Annotated in this window: 13 protein-coding genes; 4 read left to right on the forward strand and 9 right to left on the reverse strand. The window is 65.7% G+C overall.

Features of this window, described 5'->3' with window-relative positions; genetic code table 11:
• Positions 1-10: 10 nt before the first annotated feature.
• The 5 genes from WS78_RS30770 to WS78_RS30790 form a co-directional block, all read right to left on the reverse strand.
• On the reverse strand, positions 11-871 hold the full coding sequence (locus tag WS78_RS30770; protein WP_059578412.1) for a GNAT family N-acetyltransferase: 861 nt from the start codon (positions 869-871) through the stop codon (positions 11-13).
• A gap of 190 nt (positions 872-1,061) precedes the next feature.
• The gene (locus WS78_RS30775; protein ID WP_059578409.1) at positions 1,062-1,526 is read right to left on the reverse strand and encodes a hypothetical protein; all 465 of its coding nucleotides are present in this window, start codon (positions 1,524-1,526) and stop codon (positions 1,062-1,064) included.
• Between the two features lie 64 nt (positions 1,527-1,590).
• A complete protein-coding gene (locus WS78_RS30780; protein ID WP_059578405.1) occupies positions 1,591-2,841 on the reverse strand; it encodes a DUF3734 domain-containing protein in 1,251 nt (416 codons plus the stop codon).
• The gene (locus WS78_RS30785) at positions 2,838-3,623 is read right to left on the reverse strand and encodes a 3-hydroxybutyrate dehydrogenase (RefSeq protein ID WP_060820302.1); all 786 of its coding nucleotides are present in this window, start codon (positions 3,621-3,623) and stop codon (positions 2,838-2,840) included. The genes WS78_RS30780 and WS78_RS30785 overlap by 4 nt, the downstream gene beginning before the upstream one ends.
• A 46-nt stretch (positions 3,624-3,669) precedes the next feature.
• Complete coding sequence (locus WS78_RS30790; RefSeq protein WP_038754918.1) at positions 3,670-4,410, reverse strand: acetoacetate decarboxylase; 741 nt, start codon at positions 4,408-4,410, stop codon at positions 3,670-3,672.
• A 475-nt stretch (positions 4,411-4,885) separates the two neighbouring features.
• On the opposite strand from WS78_RS30790, the gene WS78_RS30795 reads away from it, so the two are divergent.
• Complete coding sequence (locus WS78_RS30795; protein ID WP_038754915.1) at positions 4,886-5,482, forward strand: undecaprenyl-diphosphatase; 597 nt, start codon at positions 4,886-4,888, stop codon at positions 5,480-5,482.
• A 22-nt stretch (positions 5,483-5,504) separates the two neighbouring features.
• Here the strand turns inward: WS78_RS30795 and WS78_RS30800 are convergent, their stop codons facing one another.
• Entirely contained in the window at positions 5,505-5,741 is a 237-nt protein-coding gene (locus tag WS78_RS30800) for a hypothetical protein (protein WP_059576999.1), read from the reverse strand.
• A gap of 362 nt (positions 5,742-6,103) precedes the next feature.
• Here WS78_RS30800 and WS78_RS36620 point away from each other — a divergent pair, with 362 nt between their 5' ends.
• Positions 6,104-6,337: a hypothetical protein gene (locus WS78_RS36620; RefSeq protein ID WP_156437495.1), complete on the forward strand. Its 234-nt coding sequence runs from the start codon at positions 6,104-6,106 to the stop codon at positions 6,335-6,337.
• Positions 6,338-6,566: 229 nt separating this feature from the next.
• On the opposite strand, the gene WS78_RS30810 is transcribed toward WS78_RS36620, so the two are convergent.
• Complete coding sequence (locus WS78_RS30810; protein WP_038754911.1) at positions 6,567-7,394, reverse strand: siderophore-interacting protein; 828 nt, start codon at positions 7,392-7,394, stop codon at positions 6,567-6,569.
• 38 nt (positions 7,395-7,432) lie between these two features.
• Entirely contained in the window at positions 7,433-8,137 is a 705-nt protein-coding gene (locus WS78_RS30815) for a PadR family transcriptional regulator (RefSeq protein WP_038754909.1), read from the reverse strand.
• Between the two features lie 211 nt (positions 8,138-8,348).
• Between WS78_RS30815 and WS78_RS36625 the strand changes: the two genes are divergently transcribed.
• Positions 8,349-8,744, forward strand: coding sequence for a hypothetical protein (locus WS78_RS36625; protein ID WP_156437494.1), 396 nt, complete (start codon positions 8,349-8,351; stop codon positions 8,742-8,744).
• A 406-nt stretch (positions 8,745-9,150) separates the two neighbouring features.
• Here the strand turns inward: WS78_RS36625 and WS78_RS30820 are convergent, their stop codons facing one another.
• On the reverse strand, positions 9,151-11,076 hold the full coding sequence (locus tag WS78_RS30820; protein WP_156432504.1) for a kelch repeat-containing protein: 1,926 nt from the start codon (positions 11,074-11,076) through the stop codon (positions 9,151-9,153).
• A gap of 699 nt (positions 11,077-11,775) precedes the next feature.
• Between WS78_RS30820 and WS78_RS30825 the strand changes: the two genes are divergently transcribed.
• Positions 11,776-12,306, forward strand: a complete 531-nt coding sequence (locus WS78_RS30825) for a fimbrial protein (protein ID WP_052145213.1) — start codon at positions 11,776-11,778, stop codon at positions 12,304-12,306.
• The last annotated feature ends 24 nt before the right edge of the window (positions 12,307-12,330 follow it).

Consider the following 12,330-nt stretch of genomic DNA (forward strand, 5'->3'; position numbering starts at 1 on the left):
CCGAGCGCAATCAGCCGAGCGCCTGATTGACGATCGCGAACTGCCGCAGCGCAGGATCGCGCTGGGGCGCCGCGCCGCGCACCATCGCGACGACCGAGTCGACGCGCCGCAGCCCGAGCTCTTCGAGCCAGTCGGACAGGCCGCTGTCGCCGGGCACGTCGATTCGCACGAACATGCCGGCGTGCAGCGCGAGCCAGTGGCTGATCAGCGCCTGCGCGCGCAGCGTGTCCGGCGCGATCACCGGCCCGATCGCATGGCCGCGGCCGAAGCGGCGGAACAGCGCGAAGCCGAGCAGCTCGCCGTCGCGATCGAGCGCGATGCCGCTCGCGACGTCGAGCAACGCGTCGATCACGGCGCTGCGGTCGTAGCCGCACGCGCGCGATGCGAGCGCGCCGAGGCGCGCCGTGTCGTTGACGCCGATCGGACGCAGGCGCTCGCCGGGCGGCAGCGAAATCAGCGGCGGATGAAACGCGGCGCCCTGGTGCTGCTCGGTGATGCCGGTCGGCTTGAAGCCGAACTTCGCGTAGAGCGGCTTGCCGGCGGGCGTCGCGTGCAGGAACAGCGTGCGCTCGCCGAGATCGTCGACGATCCGCGCGAGCAGCTCGCGGCCGATGCCGCGGCCCTGCTGGTCCGGCGCGACGATCACCATGCCGAGCGACGCGTGCTCGCGGCCGTAGCGCCAGCCGAGCGCGGTGCCGATCACGCCGCTGCCGTCTTGCGCGACGAAGCCGCTGCCGAGCTTCGCGACGAAGCGCCAGTCGTCGACGCGATGCGGCCACTGAAAGCAACTGGACAGGCGCTGGGCAGTGTCGATGTCGTCCTGGGTAAACGGGCGAAAGGCGAGCGTGCGGGAGGCGTTGGTTTCGGCCACGCTGAACTCCGGTTCGAAAGTCTGACGCCGCTACTGTGGCAGGCGCGCCGGCGGGCGGATAGGACGATCCGCTTGTTTTCGGCGGCGCGGGCGCGTTCGCTCCGCGGATTGCCGATACGGGGATTTCGACCCCGATTGTGCGCTCCGTGCGGCGACGATCGACCGCCGGCCGTCGCGCGCGGCCGGCCCGTTACAGACGCTGCCGCTTCGCGAGCGTCAGCACGCGCGCCCAGCGCTGCGCGTCGCGCTTGTCGTCCATCGGCAGCTTCCACTCGGCGCGCCGCTCGTCGCGCACGGCGACGACGAGATACCAGCGGCCGTCGAGCGTCTGCGCGCGGCAGCCGCTCAGATCGGTGAGCGTGTAGCGGCCGGCGTCGCCGTCCTGCGACAGCCACAGCAGCCCCTTCGTCGCCGATATGCGCAGATCGCCCCATGCGCGCTGCAGCACGTGGGTCCAGCCGTCCTCTCGCGCGTTCGGCGCGACGTCGCGCCGCCGCCGGGCCCAGTGCGCGACCGCCGCCGCGATCGCGGCGGTCGCGACGACGGCGGCGCCGATCGCCATGGCGTCGCCGAAGCGCGCGGCGATCGCATGAAACGTGTAGACCGCGCCCCAGATCAAGGCGGCGAGCGCGAACAGGACGATGAAAATCGGCATGGCGAAGCGGCGAGCGAGAAAACGAAAGACGCGGCCGGCGCGCGCCGGCCGCGAGCGGGGAGCCTCACCGAATCCGGTGAATGTCGTGCGTGACGAAGCCTGCGTCGTTGTCCGGCAGCGCAAGGCCGTTCTTCACGGCGAGCGTCTTGCGGATGTCCGCGAGGCCCGCGGACCAGTGGTCGCGCATCGTCGACGCGCCGAACTGATAGTCCTTGTAGTGCTGCTCGTACGCCTTCTGCTGATAGATCAGATGCTGAACGTTGTAGCGCTTGCCGCACGACAGCGTCTCGGCCTGCTGGCACCACGGATCGTTCTTGCGCATTTCCTCGGGCACCTGATCGAGCACGCGGCGCAGTACGTTGCGAAAGCGCTGCTCGCGCTGCAGCGTGTCGGTGATGAGGCGCGTGCGGCTCGAATACTGAACGTCCTTCGTGCGCTCGGTCACGTCGTTCATCGATTCGGGCAGCGGCCCGCGCGCGCTCCACAGGTCGACCTGGAACGCGAGCGTGTCGCGTCGCGGCGACGCGCGCAGCACTTCCATCAGCGGCGTGTTCGACACGATGCCGCCGTCCCAGTAGAACTCGCCGTCGATCTCGACGGGCGGAAATGCGGGCGGCAGCGCGCCCGACGCCATGAAATGCTCGGGGCGCAGCGTCGTCTTCGCGTTGTCGAAGTAGATGAAGTTGCCCGTACCGACGTTCACCGCGCCGACCGACACGCGCGTCTCGCCCGAATTGATCCGGTCGAAGTCGCACAGCTTCAGGAGCGTCGAGCGCAGCGCGGACGTGTCGTAATAGCTGACCTTTTCCGGCGGATGCGTCGAGCCCGGCAGCGGCGGCGGGAAGCGCGGCACGAAGAAGCCGCGCTGTCCCTGCACGACCGCGCTCGCCGCCTGGCTCGCGGTGAAGAACGTGCGCACGTATTCGTGGCTGTTGAAGAGCGCGGATTCGAACATGGCCGGCAGCGCGGGGAAGAACGCGGGCTGGCAGATCGTGTTCCAGAACTCGCGCAGCCGCTCGACGCGCCGTTCGGGCGGATTGCCCGCGATCAGCGCCGTGTTCAGCGCGCCGATCGAGATGCCGGCGATCCAGTTGAGCGGAATGCCCGCTTCGTGCAGCCCTTCGAACACGCCCGCTTGATACGCGCCGAGCGCGCCGCCGCCTTGCAGCACGAGCGCGATCGTTTCGTACGGCAAATCATGGAACGGCGTGTGCGTGTGCGCGTGCTCTTGCTCGAGCGCATTCGGCACGCTTGCTTCGTTGTGCAGATCCGCCGGATCGACGGCCTGCTTTTCGGTGCGGGCGCGCGGCTTCATTGCATGAACCAGCCGTGGCTGACGACAAACGACTGGCCGGTGAGCGCCGCGCTCGGGAACGCCGACAGAAACAGCACCGTCTTCGCGACGTCCTCGACGGTCGTGAACACCCCGTCGACCGTCTGCCCGAGCATCACCTTCTTCACCACTTCCTCCTCGCTGATCCCGAGCTCTTTCGCCTGCTCCGGAATCTGCTTGTCGACGAGCGGCGTGCGCACGAAGCCCGGACACACCACGTGCGAGCGCACGTTGTGCTTCGCGCCTTCCTTCGCCAGCACGCGCGCAAGCCCCAGCAGCCCGTGCTTCGCCGTCACGTACGCCGACTTCAGCGGCGACGCCTCGTGCGAATGCACCGAGCCCATATAGATCACGACGCCGCCGCGATCGTCCCGGTACATGTGCTTGAGCGCGGCCTTCGTCGTGAGGAACGCGCCGTCGACGTGAATCGCCTGCATCTTCTTCCAGTCGGCGAACGCGTAGTTCTCGATCGGATTGACGATCTGGATGCCCGCGTTCGACACCAGAATGTCGACCGAGCCGAACGTCTCGGCAACCTTGTCGATGCCGGCGTTGACCGCGTCCTCGTTGGTCACGTCCATCGCGACGCCGATCGCCTTGCCGCCCGCCTGCTTGATCTGCTCGGCCACCGCGTTCGCGCCGTCCTGATTCAGATCGGCGATCGCGACCGCCGCGCCCGCACGCGCGAGCTCCAGCGCGATTTCCTTGCCGATGCCGCTTGCCGCGCCCGTCACGACTGCAGTTTTGCCATTCAGATTGCTCATGATCGAATTCCTGTCGAGAAAGAAGTAGGGAAGGATGCGGCTCGCGTCACTGCGCGAGGTAATCGTAGACGACTTCGCCGAGGCCGAGCGTCAAATCGGCGAGCAGGTGCCGCGCCTCGACGATCTCGAGCACCGGCAGATCGGCGACGGGCGCGAGCGCGTGCGGCGCGAGCTGCAGCGACGCGGGGCCCGTCCATGCGCCTTTCATCTTGATGTCCTGCAGGTAGTAGCGCACGAGCTCGCACACGCGCGCCGAGCCGTCGACGTGTGGAATGATCTTCAGCAGGAAGTTCGCGCCCGCGAGGCGTTTCGCCTGCTCTTCGAGATCGAGCTCCCGATGCTTGTAGCCCATCGTGCCCGTCGCGACGCGCACGGGGCCGTAGTCGAGCGTGCCGAGCAGCGTGTCGATGTGCGTCTCGAGCGTCGGCTGCGCGAGTTTCTTCGGGAATCCCCACAATTCGCGGCCGCCCGCGATCGGCGGGTGATCGTTCAGATACATCGCGAGCGTGTAGCCGCCCGGCTGGCCGTTGTACTCGACGGGGATCACCTGGCCGCTCTCGGTGTAATCGCCGAAGCCCGTCGAATCCGGCATGCGGATGAATTCGTAATGGACGAGCGGCTCCTTCACTTCGAGCGGCTCGGGCACGATTTCGCGGAGGCGGTCGATATCGGTGCGGTAGGTAATGATCAGGAATTCCCGATTGACGAAACGGTAGGGGCCCATCGGAAACGCGGGGCTCGTGAGCGGCATCGCGAATGCATTCGATCGGACTTGGCTGGGCTTCATGCGGACTCCTTGTTGATCGCTTCGTGGTCGGGGTGCCGATATCGTATGCCTCTGCGAATCGATTGTGCGATGCCGCAACTGGAAAAGATTATTGCGGAAATCGCGGCAACGAAATGACAAATATTGACAGTGTTGCAGAGGCAGTAACGAACGCGTATCGGCGGGCGAGGAAGACGGTTCGCTCCCGGTTCCGCTCCGGCGAAAGGTGAGGCTTTTCGGGGGCAATGGTGAGCATTTACGGGGCCCGTGAAACGGGTGTGAACGTCGGCCCGATGCAGCGTGTCGCGACGCGCGGCGCGTTCGATTGAACTTTTGGGGAGCGACCGTTCTCGAAGAATTGCGTTGTAGAATTTTCGATTTTCCTTTCGATCTCGATCTTGCGGCGCTTCGGGTTAAGCCTTCCTTAAGCGTGCGCGTCCTAGCATCGTGCGGACCGGTGACCCGGCGTCGTTCGATTCGCTACCGTTTCAACCCCATGCAAAACTTCAATCTCGCTGTTTTTTCCGCGCTCAATGCGGGTTCTGCGCCGCATCTCGCCGCCGTTCGCTTCGGCGTGTTCGCCGCCGACTGGCTCGTCTACGCGGTGCCCGCGCTGCTGCTGCTGACCTGGGTGATGGGCGCGCGTGCGACGCGTCGCCAGGCGATCGAAGCGGGCGTCGGCGCATGCGTCGCGCTCGCGCTCGCGCAGGTGATCGGCCACTTCTGGTATTCGCCGCGGCCGTTCGCGCTCGGCATCGGCACGCAATTGATTCCGCATGCGCCCGACGGTTCGTTCCCGAGCGATCACGCGACCTTCGTCTGCAGCGTCGCGGCGGGCCTGCTCGTCGCCGGCGCGACGCGCGCGGCGGGCGTCGTGCTCGCCGTCATCGCGGCGGTGGTCGGCTGGGGGCGCATCTATGTCGGCGTGCACTGGCCGCTCGATATCGCGGGCGGCGCGCTCGTCGGAACCGCCGGTGCGCTCGCCGCGCATCTGTACGGCCGCCCGGTGACGGCGCTGCTCGAGCGCGTCGGCGAATCGGTGCACGCTGTCGCGTTCACGCGATTGCACGAGCGCTCGATCCGCGTCGATTGACGACAATCGACGGGAATCCGAACTAACCGGGCGCTCTCGTTTGGGCGGCGTCGTTCGCCGAGCCGGACTCGACATCGGCGCCGCCGTGCAGTTCGACGTTCTCGTTGTGCATCTGGCGCGCGGCTTCGCGATCGAGCGCGCTGTCCTTGAGGATCGCGCACATCGCGACGAACAGCGCGATCGCGATCGCGCCGAGCCCGCAATAGCCGACGATTCTGAGGGTTCTCGGGATGCCTGCGTGGGTGTGGCGGCGAGTCATGGTGGTCGCGTATCCGGGTGACGACGCGCGAATCGCGCGATCTTTTCCTTTTGTCATTCGACGCGCGCAGGCGCCGCGACGCGTCGTGCTTGTCTCGATATCCGGCCACGGCGGCGCGGGCCGCTCTGTGCCCCATGAAATACGCCGTTGCGTGCCGCGACGGCTTCGCCGCACGGGCCGCATGCCGTCGAGATAGGTATAGAACACCGGCGGCGCGGATGCAACTCCGTGCGTGTAGAGACGCGATTGCGCCGATGTCCGCGCACCGAAAGGCGATCGACGGAATGCAAACGCGTGCGCGCCGGCGGATGCCGGTGCGGCATTCATCTGCGGGAAATCGGCCGCGAAACGAACGAAATGGCTTGGTCGACGCCAATCGGGCGCGCCGGGATGTGCGGCGCGGTTTGGCGGCGCGATGCGGACGGGTTCGAACCGCGCGGTTGCATGATTCAGTTCGAACGAAAAGCGTGCGCCGCGATCGGCGCATGGCGAGCGCCGCCAAGCGCGGCTATTTCGGGATAGGCCGGCGCGGCGGCGGCGATGCGGATGCGATGCAGTTCATACGAAAACGCGACGCGATGACCTGCGCCGCGTGAGGGCGTTTTCCGCCCTCGGCGGTCGCATGCGTGCGCGCATGCCGTCGCGCCGATCGATGCGTGGCGCGATGATTCAGGCGTGACAAGAGAGGCGTGCGTGTCGGCAACGAACGCCGCGCGCTTCGAGCGCATGCGCTCGAAGCGGGTGTGGCGCTGGCATGCGATGCGCGTCGCTACACCGTTGTCGCGAGTCGAACGCGTGCGCCGCGTTTTAGGCTCGCTTGGCGCATCAGTCTTCGAGCGATTCGTGCACCGCAACCGCGCCGTGCTTCCAGTAAGCGGACGCGCGAATCCGCGATTTCGCGACGCCGCGCTCGCGGCACAGGTGCTCGCGCACGCCGCGCATCGCGGCCGCTTCGCCGGCCGCCCACACGTAGCCGTCGCCGGCCGGCAGCGGCAGTTCCCGCAACGCGTCGACCAACCGGCTCGCGCCTCGCTCGCCATTCGCCGCATCGTCGCGATGACGCCACATGACGTACAGGTTCGCCTCGGTCGCGAATTCGATCTGCGCCGACGGATCGGCCACTTCCAGCACCGCGGCGACGCGCGTCCCGGCCGGCAATTCCTCGAGTCGCCGTGCGACGGCGGGCAGCGCGGTGTCGTCGCCGATCAGCAGATGCCAGTCGAAATCCTTCGGGATCACGAATGAACCGCGCGGACCGCCGATGCCGAGCGTCTGTCCGACGCGCGCCTGCGCGGCCCATTGCGACGCGGGCCCCGGATGATGCAGCACGAAATCGAGATCGAGCTCGCGCGCGGCGCGATCGTATCGGCGCGGCGTGAAATCGCGCGCGACGGGGCGCGGCTTGTCTTCGGGAAACACGATGCCGTTCGGGCCGAATTCGGGGCGTGCGGGCGCGTCTTCGCCGGGCGGCGGGAAGAAGACCTTCACGTGATCGTCGAACGACGCCGATTCGAAATCGTCGAGTTCGTCGCCCGTCAGCGTCACGCGCATCAAATGCGGCGTCACCTTGGCAACGCGCTTGACCTGCAACAGGCGGAATTTCAGCGTATGGCGCACGCGAACGACGGCGCGCTCGGTAGTCGGTTGGGTCATATCGATTGGTTCTCCTTGATAAACCGGACGCGGCGCGATCAGCCCTCGGTCCGGCCTTCGATGTCGGCGACGGCGCGCCGCAGGATCGCCGCAATGCGGCGCTGCTCGTCGGCGTCGGCGCCGCTTTTGCGAAAGAGCGCTTGCTTGAGCGCCATCCGCGCGTCGACGAATTCCGGCAGCCAGCCGTGCGTGTCGTCTTCGGCGGCGGGCGTTTCGCCGGCGAATGCGCGGCGCATGAACTCCATTTTGCGGCCGAGATGCGCGAGCTTCGCGAACAGCAGGTCGACGCGCTCGCGCTGCGCGTCGAGATGCGCGCGGCCCGCATCGGCGAGCGCGTAGCGCTTGCGGTTGCCTTCGGCCTGCACGGTCACGTAGCCGAGCTCTTCGAGGTACGTGAGCGCCGGATACACCATGCCGGGGCTCGGCGCGTAGAAGCCGCTCGAGCGCGTGTCGAGCGCCTTGATCAGCTCGTAGCCGTGGCTCGGCTGTTCGGCGAGCAGCGCGAGCAGCAGCAACTGCAGGTCGTCGGCGCTGAATTGACGGCCGCGCGGCATCGCATCGTCCCCGCCGAAGCCGCTGAAACCGCCCGGGCCGCCGCCGAAGCCGCCGAATGGACCGAAGCCGTGCCGGCCGCCGCCGCGGCGATGGCCGCCGATCATGTGGCGGAACATCTCGAGCGGACCGGGGCCGGACGAGGCATGCATGCCGCAATCGCGGCGCGAAAACAGGTGAGCGTGGCGCATCGCCGTCTCCTTTACGTCTTTAGATGTATCGAAAGATATATATCGAAAGATATAAAGTCAACGGGATTTTATGGGGGCGGATGGTGAGGCCGATCAGAGGTTCTTTGGGGCCGGTGTGCAAAGGAAGGCGGCTTCTTCGTGGCATTCGACGAGAGCTGTCGAATTATTGAATCGATCGCCTTTCGCCTGGTTTGAGCGCGCGATCCTCAACATGGTGGCCTACCAAGGCGTGGCGGACATTGCCGGGAAGTCGGCTTCCGCAACCAACGTGCGCATCATCATCGCGATCATGCCGCTGGTGCCGGCGTTGCTGAGCCTCGTGTTCGCGAGCGAGACGCTGACGGTCGGGGTGTCGGTGGGCGGCCTCCTGCCGATCATCGGGCCGGTTGTGCTGACCAGCCATGGTGATCCCGCGAGCCTGCTCCAAAGCGGGACTCGCACGGGGGATGCCTTGATGCTCGCGGCGAAGATTGCGCATGCCACGTGCGTCGTGCCGCCGAGACGCCGGGCCTGCCGTTGCCCATCTGGCAATCGCTCGCCGCGCAGGCCGGGTTTGCCGTCATGTTCCCTTTGCCGTGGTATCGGCTCGCGCCTTCGTCGCCAATGACCTTCGAGAAGCTGTCGCCGGTGCCGTATGCGGCGCTTGCGGTGTCGATCCTCGCGCCGTCTCCGTGGATGACGGGCGTGCGCCTGAGCGCTCCACGCCGAGCCAGCCGCTTCATGAATTTCCTGCCCGTATTCGTGGCGCTCACGCCTTGCTGCTGCTCGGCGAGCCGCTGTAGCGCCGCCATCGTGTTGGAGGGGGCATGGCGTTGGCTGGCGTGTGGCTGCGGCAGGCGATAAAGCCGCCGCCGTATCGGGTGCGATCCAGATGCGTGCAATGAGAAAGTCGCCGGCATGGCGGGCTTGGCGCGTACCCGTGGCCTCACGCAAGAATGCCTCGCGCGCACGATGTGCCGTACGATCGCTGTCCTAATCAATGGCACGTCGTCCGCAGCGCTCGTTTCGTTGCGTCAGGGCATATATGCCTCTGTCGAAGAAAGGGCGCCGAGGAAGCCGGCGACGCTGCCGTGCCCGCCCTCGACAAGCACTCGGCCGTCAGACAACAGCGTTGCGGCGTAGACGGCGCGGCCCTGATTCATACTGGCAACCGCCGTCCACGTATCGTTGTTCGGGTCGTAAATCTCGGCAGAAGACAGGGCGTTGCCTCGCCCGCCCGCCACCAGCACTTTGCCGTTGGACAGCAGCGTCGCGGTGTGTGCGCTGCGCGCCTGATTCATGCTGGCGGCGCTCGTCCATCCGTTACTGACGGGATCGTATATTTTTGTCGTCGACAGTGCGCTGCCGCTGCCGTCCACGCCGCCGGCGATCAGCACCTTGCCGTTGGGCAACAGCGTTGCGGTATGTGCGCTGCGCACGTCTGTGGTGGTGACGGCAGCGACGACGGGCGTCCACGTATCGCTGGCGGGATCGTACACTTCGCCGGAAAACAGGATGCCGGCTCCGCCCGCCACCAGCACCTTGCCGTTGGGCAGCAGCGTCGCGGTATGTGCGCGGCGCGCCTGATTCATGCTGGCGGCGCTCGTCCATCCGTTACTGACGGGATCGTATATTCTTGCCGAGGCCAGTGCGCTGCCGAAGTCGTCCACGCCGCCCGCGATCAGCACCTTGCCGTTGGGCAACAGCGTTGCGGTATGTGCGCTGCGCACGTCTGTGGTGGTGACGGCAGCGACGACGGGCGTCCACGTATCGCTGGCGGGATCGTACACTTCGCCGGAAAACAGGATGCCGGCTCCGCCCGCGGCCAGCACCTTGCCGTTGGGCAGCAGCGTCGCGGTGTGCGCGCTGCGCGCTTGAGTCATGCCTGCGCCGGCCGCCCACGTGTTGCTCGCCGGATCGTACAACTCCGTTGACGACAATGGGACGCCCAAGTTGTTGGCGCCGCCCGTAACGAGCACTTTGCCGTTGGGTAGCAGCGTTGCGGTGTGGGCGTAACGCGCCTGAGTCAGATCATCGACGGATAGCCACTGTCCGGTGGCGGTAAGGGTGATTGCAACCTGCGCCGTCACGCTGCCCGCGCTGTTGCTGGCGGTGACGGCATAGGCTGTTTGGGGCTGCGCGTTTTGAGGGGTGCCGCTGATCACCCCGGTCTGTGCGTCGACGCTCAAGCCGGCCGGCAGGGCTGGCGACACCGAATACGCGGTCGCGGCGCCGCCCGCGAGTTCCGGGACGTCCTGCGCAATCACGCGCCCGGCCACGTACACCGGCGCCGGGTCCGAATACGTCAAACTCGTCGGCGGGGCAGTCTGAGCCTGTACTTGGATGTTGACCTGCGCTTGCGCGCTTCCCGCGCTATTGCTGCCGGTGATGGTGTAGTTCGCCGGCGCGGTCACGGCGGCCGGCGTGCCGCTGATGACGCCCGTCTGCGGGTCCAGCGTCAGACCCGCCGGCAGCGCGGGCTCGACGGCGTACTGCGTGATCTCGCCACCCGAAGTCGTCGGCGTATTCGGGCTGATCTGTACGCCGGTCGTATAGATGACCGGATTGTCCGGATAGCTGAGGCTGTCCGGTGCCGCGATGCCGTCCTCCACTTCGATTTGCACACGCGCCGTCACGCTGCCGGCGCTGTTGCTGCCCGTGACGACGTAAATCGTCACGGGGGCGACGATGGACGGGGTGCCGGCGATCACGCCGGTTGCGGGATCGAGCGCAAGCCCGCTGGGCAGCGCGGGCGATACGCCGTACTTCGTGATGGAGCCGCCGCTGCTGTGCGGCGAATTGGGAATGATCGGCGTCCCCTTGTCATAGACGACCACCGGAACGCTGTAATTCAGGCCGGCGGGCGGTTGGGCAGTTGAATCGAGATCGCTGCCGCTGCACGCAGCAAGAAATGCCATCAGCAGCAGAGCCAGCACATGAAGGGCGTTTCCACGGGTCATGATTGCCTCGCGCCAAAGGAATCGGCTACTGATTCGGGTTCCTGGACAACTCGTGAAAGATTATTAACAATGCCAAGAAACATCAATAAAAATTGTTGACTGCAATGGTATGATCAATTGATGCCGTGACGCATGAATCGTCGTTGCGCGATCGATCGTTATTGTCAAAATGTTTTCGAGCATCGTCTTTAATTGATCTTGTTTATCGCTGGGCGATGCGCACTGGTTTAATCAGCCTGGCCATGCGGTGAAAGGGATGTGCGTCGCGTCGGATCAAATGGTGGTTCCGACGGCTCGGGATCGAGCATGAACCCGTGCTCCGGCCTTGCTCTGCGAGATTTTTGTTTGGATGGCGACGTCCTGCTGTTGGAGGGAAAGGGGAGTGCATCCGTCGATTCGAGAGTCGTCGGTGAATCGACGCGCACTCTTCAGGCGCTGTGCCGCGCTTTGTAGATTCGAATGCGTGGATCGCGTGTGCGCCATTTCGGTGCGAAAGAATTTATTTCGTAAGGATCATGTAATTGATTGGGAAAATAAATCCCAAATACTGGCATTCCGATAAATGCAAGTGAAATTTGCGCGATGCCTGCCGTTCGGATAAGGGCAACTCGCATTGAAGTGTTTGTTCGTGAAAAATGGTGACGTAAAGAATTGTGTCTCTTAAGATAGTTTCACCTATCCCTTTCGGATGGAACCGAGATGAAAGCAAAACGAATGCAACGCGGGGTAGTGGCCGTTCTGCTGTCGATGCTCTCCGTCGGCGCGGCTTATTCGCAAACTGCCACGACCGGTACGATCAATTTCACCGGTAGCATCACCGATGTCCCGTGCGAAATCGATACGACCGCCACCAGCAGCGCCGTCACCATGGCGAAGGTCTTTGCGAACGACTTCAGCGGCGTGGGATCGACCACCGGCACCACGGCGTTCAAGATTGTCCTCAAGAATTGCGGTGCGTCGACGTCGGGGGCGACGGTGCTGTTCACGGGCACCACGGACACGGCCAATCCCGAGGCGCTGCAAACGACCGTCGGCGGGGCGGGCGGCGTCGCGCTCCAGCTCGTCGACGACACGGGCACGCCGATCAGCATCGGCACGAGCAGCAAGGAATACACGATCGCCGAGGGTGACAACACGTTCAACTTCGCAGCGCGCTATATCGCGACATCGGCAACCGTGACGGGCGGCGCGGCGAACGCCACCGCCGTGTTTGCGCTGACGTACAAGTAGCGGACGCCGCCTCCTTCCGTGCGC

Source organism: Burkholderia savannae, from assembly GCF_001524445.2.
GTDB classification, from domain to species: Bacteria; Pseudomonadota; Gammaproteobacteria; order Burkholderiales; family Burkholderiaceae; genus Burkholderia; species Burkholderia savannae.

Coding starts and splice junctions, on each gene's coding strand:
- WS78_RS30775 (WP_059578409.1), bottom strand. CDS start 1,526: ATGCCGATTTTCATCGTCCTGTTCGCGCTCGCCGCCTTGATCTGGGGC.
- WS78_RS30780 (WP_059578405.1), bottom strand. CDS start 2,841: ATGAAGCCGCGCGCCCGCACCGAAAAGCAGGCCGTCGATCCGGCGGAT.
- WS78_RS30785 (WP_060820302.1), bottom strand. CDS start 3,623: ATGAGCAATCTGAATGGCAAAACTGCAGTCGTGACGGGCGCGGCAAGC.
- WS78_RS30790 (WP_038754918.1), bottom strand. CDS start 4,410: ATGAAGCCCAGCCAAGTCCGATCGAATGCATTCGCGATGCCGCTCACG.
- WS78_RS30795 (WP_038754915.1), top strand. CDS start 4,886: ATGCAAAACTTCAATCTCGCTGTTTTTTCCGCGCTCAATGCGGGTTCT.
- WS78_RS30800 (WP_059576999.1), bottom strand. CDS start 5,741: ATGACTCGCCGCCACACCCACGCAGGCATCCCGAGAACCCTCAGAATC.
- WS78_RS30810 (WP_038754911.1), bottom strand. CDS start 7,394: ATGACCCAACCGACTACCGAGCGCGCCGTCGTTCGCGTGCGCCATACG.
- WS78_RS30815 (WP_038754909.1), bottom strand. CDS start 8,137: ATGCGCCACGCTCACCTGTTTTCGCGCCGCGATTGCGGCATGCATGCC.
- WS78_RS36625 (WP_156437494.1), top strand. CDS start 8,349: ATGGTGGCCTACCAAGGCGTGGCGGACATTGCCGGGAAGTCGGCTTCC.
- WS78_RS30820 (WP_156432504.1), bottom strand. CDS start 11,076: ATGACCCGTGGAAACGCCCTTCATGTGCTGGCTCTGCTGCTGATGGCA.
- WS78_RS30825 (WP_052145213.1), top strand. CDS start 11,776: ATGAAAGCAAAACGAATGCAACGCGGGGTAGTGGCCGTTCTGCTGTCG.